Origin of the sequence: Fervidicoccus sp., assembly GCF_049967375.1 — an archaeon.
Taxonomy (GTDB): domain Archaea; phylum Thermoproteota; class Thermoprotei_A; order Sulfolobales; family Fervidicoccaceae; genus Fervidicoccus; species Fervidicoccus fontis.
This window is the reverse complement of sequence record NZ_JBMFSV010000042.1, coordinates 1-551: the sequence shown is the minus strand read 5'-3', so window position 1 is coordinate 551 and position 551 is coordinate 1. Positions and strand designations below refer to the sequence as shown.

At 29.8% G+C, this 551-nt stretch carries 1 protein-coding gene; it reads right to left on the bottom strand.

What is annotated here, in order from left to right:
• Nucleotides 1-136: 136 nt before the first annotated feature.
• Nucleotides 137-551, bottom strand: a 415-nt coding sequence (locus ACP5SL_RS05885) for a hypothetical protein (RefSeq protein ID WP_428228341.1), incomplete at its 5' end; no start/stop codon positions are given.

The window sequence follows — 551 nt, the reverse complement described above, 5'->3', positions numbered from 1 at the left end:
ATAGCGTTGCATATCTGTTCCACAACCTACACGTTACAGTCGATTAGCAGACTCCCGTTGTATGCTATGGGGGTTATATATAGAAGCCTCAAATGTTACTTTTTTCTAACATAGTTTTATCAATGAAAAAGTAAGATTAATGTGAATTTTGAATTTGATTATACCCCAAACTATAAGCAACTGAAAATTTAATCCTATCTGGAATTATAAATTCTTTTTCTCTGCAAAAATTTTCTAGTTCCTCATTTTTTATATCTTTTATATTTGGATATTTTACATTATCAATATTACTAACACCATTATTGCACGCCAAATATACCTTATATGTTTCAGCAAGCTTAGTATATTTTTTATCAAGTGCGTCTATTTTCTTCCCTTTGTAATTTTTACCGTAGTATTTACATTGCACTACTGCGATTTCTCTTTCTCCTTTTTCATTCTTTCCAATAGCTACAAATTCATAATCTTTAGTGCTCTGAAAACGTGTAGAAGGCATCAGAAAATAACCTTTAGATTGTAAATAAAAACCTACAAGATCTTCGTAATCATAT